This is a genomic window from Bacteroides sp. (assembly GCF_019417265.1).
GTDB lineage: Bacteria > Bacteroidota > Bacteroidia > Bacteroidales > Bacteroidaceae > Phocaeicola.
The window spans coordinates 1-3,132 of the sequence record NZ_DXVR01000164.1 but is presented as its reverse complement, the minus strand read 5'-3'; the positions used below and the strand labels follow the sequence as shown (position 1 = coordinate 3,132).

3 protein-coding genes and 1 pseudogene are annotated in these 3,132 nt (G+C 43.6%); all 4 read right to left on the bottom strand.

Annotation, left to right across the window (positions count from 1 at the left end; translation table 11 throughout):
- Positions 1-51: 51 nt before the first annotated feature.
- Positions 52-1,383, bottom strand: coding sequence for an MFS transporter (locus tag QZ379_RS12500; protein WP_291565415.1), 1,332 nt, complete (start codon positions 1,381-1,383; stop codon positions 52-54).
- Positions 1,384-1,421: 38 nt separating this feature from the next.
- Entirely contained in the window at positions 1,422-1,790 is a 369-nt protein-coding gene (locus QZ379_RS12495; protein WP_291565413.1) for a YccF domain-containing protein, read from the bottom strand.
- A gap of 63 nt (positions 1,791-1,853) precedes the next feature.
- Positions 1,854-2,762 carry a glycoside hydrolase family 25 protein gene (locus tag QZ379_RS12490; protein ID WP_291565411.1) on the bottom strand — a complete coding sequence of 303 codons (909 nt, stop codon included), beginning with the start codon at positions 2,760-2,762 and terminating at the stop codon, positions 1,854-1,856.
- 125 nt (positions 2,763-2,887) lie between these two features.
- A pseudogene (locus QZ379_RS12485) lies at positions 2,888-3,132 on the bottom strand (diphosphate--fructose-6-phosphate 1-phosphotransferase); the annotation flags it as partial.

Here is a 3,132-nt window from a genome sequence, read left to right as displayed (position 1 = left end):
CAGTCGCTATTATTGTATATAAAAGTTTAATACCTGTAGTTAGCCGAATGCTTACTTTGTAGCCTTAGCATATATTATAAGCGCAATAGCCGAAATGGCACCAATACCCGTAAACCAATACCAGATGTAATGCGCGTTTGCAGCATCGGCTTTCCATGCTTCTACGGAATCATACAGTGCAGGGTCAGGGCAATATGCAGTAAGAAGAATACCTGACAAACCGAAACCTATTACTGAGGCAAGGAATGAGTGCAGATGGCTGAAGCCTAAATAGAGTCCCTCCTCGCCTTTCGGAGCCTGGAGTGAGAAAAATTCCATGTATCGCGGAGAGATGAAACACTCGGCAAGTGCCTGGACTGCAATACCGGCAATCATCATCACTGTGATAGGGTGCGTACCGAAGATATCACCTTCAAACATATTTCCAGTAGCCATTATCAATGCTGAAAGAGGGATTAGGAACATACCTACCGTCATAGATGTCAGTGCCTTGCGCTTTGCCATAAGCCGGGTGATTATATTTACGAAGATTACCACCACGAAAGGATTTACATTGGCTATCCATCCCGGTTTTGCCGTTTCACCGGCCATACGGATAACGTATTTAGGCATTGTGGCATACATCTGATGCTGAATCATCCAGAAACCTGTCACGATAAGTATCAGCAGAAGCAGACGGCCGTTGGTGAACACCTTGCCAAGTCCGCGGAACACTTCAGCCATGCTCTTTCCCTCGCCGGAAGTATTGGCTGAATGGAAGAAGAAAAATATGGTAAGAAGGGCCAAGAAGCACAATGCAGCCGAGAAGAAATTGATGTAGATATAAGCCTCATCGCCTACTACCGAACGCAATGGGTCTACAAAACATTTACCGGTAAAGGCTCCTATGTTAACCATCATATAGAAGATGGAATATCCGCGTGCACGTGTTTCAGAGGTGGTTTCTCTTGCCACGGATGCGGAAATGATAGACTTGATAAACGAACCTCCGATAACCAATATAATCATTACAGGAACGATGAGCAGACGCTGACTGCTTGTTTCAAGTCCTGTGAAATGAGTTTTCTCGCCATACTCTACCAATCCTGCCGATTCGAGCATTACAGGCAGCATACCCAATCCAAGATAACCGATAGTAAGCAGGGTGAAAGCTATCAGAATAGCCTTACGGTAGCCTATCTTGTCGGCAAAAGCTCCGGTAAACATCGGAAGGAAATAAAGTCCTCCTGAGAACAGACCGGAAATAAGACTCGCTTCGATATCGTTGAAGCCTAATGTGTTAGAAAGATAAAGTGTGATTACAATAAAGATGGCATAATAGGCCATACGTTCAAAAAGTTCCGACAGGTTGGCTGTCCAGAACGCACGAGAGAATTTTGTCATCAATTAAAAAAGTGTTATAGGTTAAAAAATAAATATCTTCAAGATATAGTCTTACCAAACGGTGTAAGGGCAAGTCCGGCCAACTTGAAATGCTGCATACCGAATGGAATTCCTATGACGGTGATACACAGTAATGCTCCGAAAAGCAGATGGGTAAGCGCAATCCATATTCCGCCTAACAGAATCCATAACAGATTCATGAATACACTCAGACATCCTCCGTCAGAAGGGGTACTCTGAACTTTCACACCAAAAGGGAAAAGTGCAAGCATAGCCAGTTTAAGTGTCTGCAGTCCGAAAGGTATTCCTATGATGGTTATCATAAGAAGAAAGCTGGATATTACATATTCCAGACATACGAATAATCCGCCACAGATTATCCAAAGAATGTTCATCAGAATGTTCATTTGATAATTAGTTGTTAGTTATTGGTTATTAGTTGTTAGTCAGTCGTTAGCAACCTGCATGGACTAATCCTTAATTGTTAACTCCAGTAAGTCGCTCATAGAGCCGTTAAATACATTAAGGTCTACCTGCTCGCTTATTCCAGGCATGGTTCCTACGTCAGTATGCTGCCAGAATTTCCATTCGCCTTCGTACCTCACAGAATCGACATAATAATGGGCAATCCAGTAAGGGTATGTATTAAAAACAGAATCGGACAGATATTTGTTCTTGAATTTATATGAAGTATATAATATAGGTTTCACCTTGTAGTGTCTTTCCACTCTGTCAAGCCATACCAGCAAGTCCCTTTTTAGTTTTGCCACATCCTTAGGTTTCTTTTCTATATCGAGCACCGGCGGCAGGTCGCCGGCCTTCAGCTTAACGTTGTCGATAAAGAAATCGGCCTGTTTCACCGGGTCAGTATTGGGATTGTAGAAATGGTATGCTCCACGAATGAAGTGTGTACTGTCGGCCTCGGCAAAATTATAGTCGAAAGCCTTGTCTTTGAAATCCCCTCCCTCGGTAGCCTTGATAAAGACGAAACGTACGGGAAACTGTGCATACTGAACTGTCTTCAGAGCTCTCCAGTCTATTTCGTCCTGATGGTGAGAAACGTCTATTCCGTGTACAGCATATCCGTAGGGCAGACATACACCGTACGCTTTCATGCCGTAGCATGGTTTCCACCTGTAAGAATACGGGCGGATAAAGAAATAATAAAACCCAACCACAAATATCAAAGCGCCGAGTGCCATCAGAGCATAATGTGCAGCATCCGAGAGTTTACGGGGCTGTGTCTGTTTCTTTGGAGTGGAAGATTCAGCCTTTCCGGTTTTTCGTCCACCGGACTTTGCTGTCTGAGTCGGTTTACGTCTGACAACCGGCTTTCTTGCAGCCTTCTTCTCCACAGAAACTTTCGGTTCTTTGATCATTGGTTCTAAAATATAGATTACAAGTACATACACAATAGTAAAAGAATCACCACAGGAGCATACATACTCTGTTGCTTGTCTGTGGTGATTCCCGGCAATTATATCATATCAGTCATTAACCGATATTATTCAGCCTGTTCCAACTGAAGAGTCTTAGTTGGCTGGTCGCAAACTTCTGTAGGACCGAAGTACTGGATAGGACCCGGATAAACGTATGCAGTTTCCTTAGCCCAAGCTTCACGCTGTGCAGCAAATGCTTTGAAAGGAGCACCGTCAAGTTTAACAAGAGCCTTCTGTATAACAGGTTTCATTTCGCCGTGACGACGTTCCATGTTCATCATCATTGTGATAGGCACACCACCTGCAATCC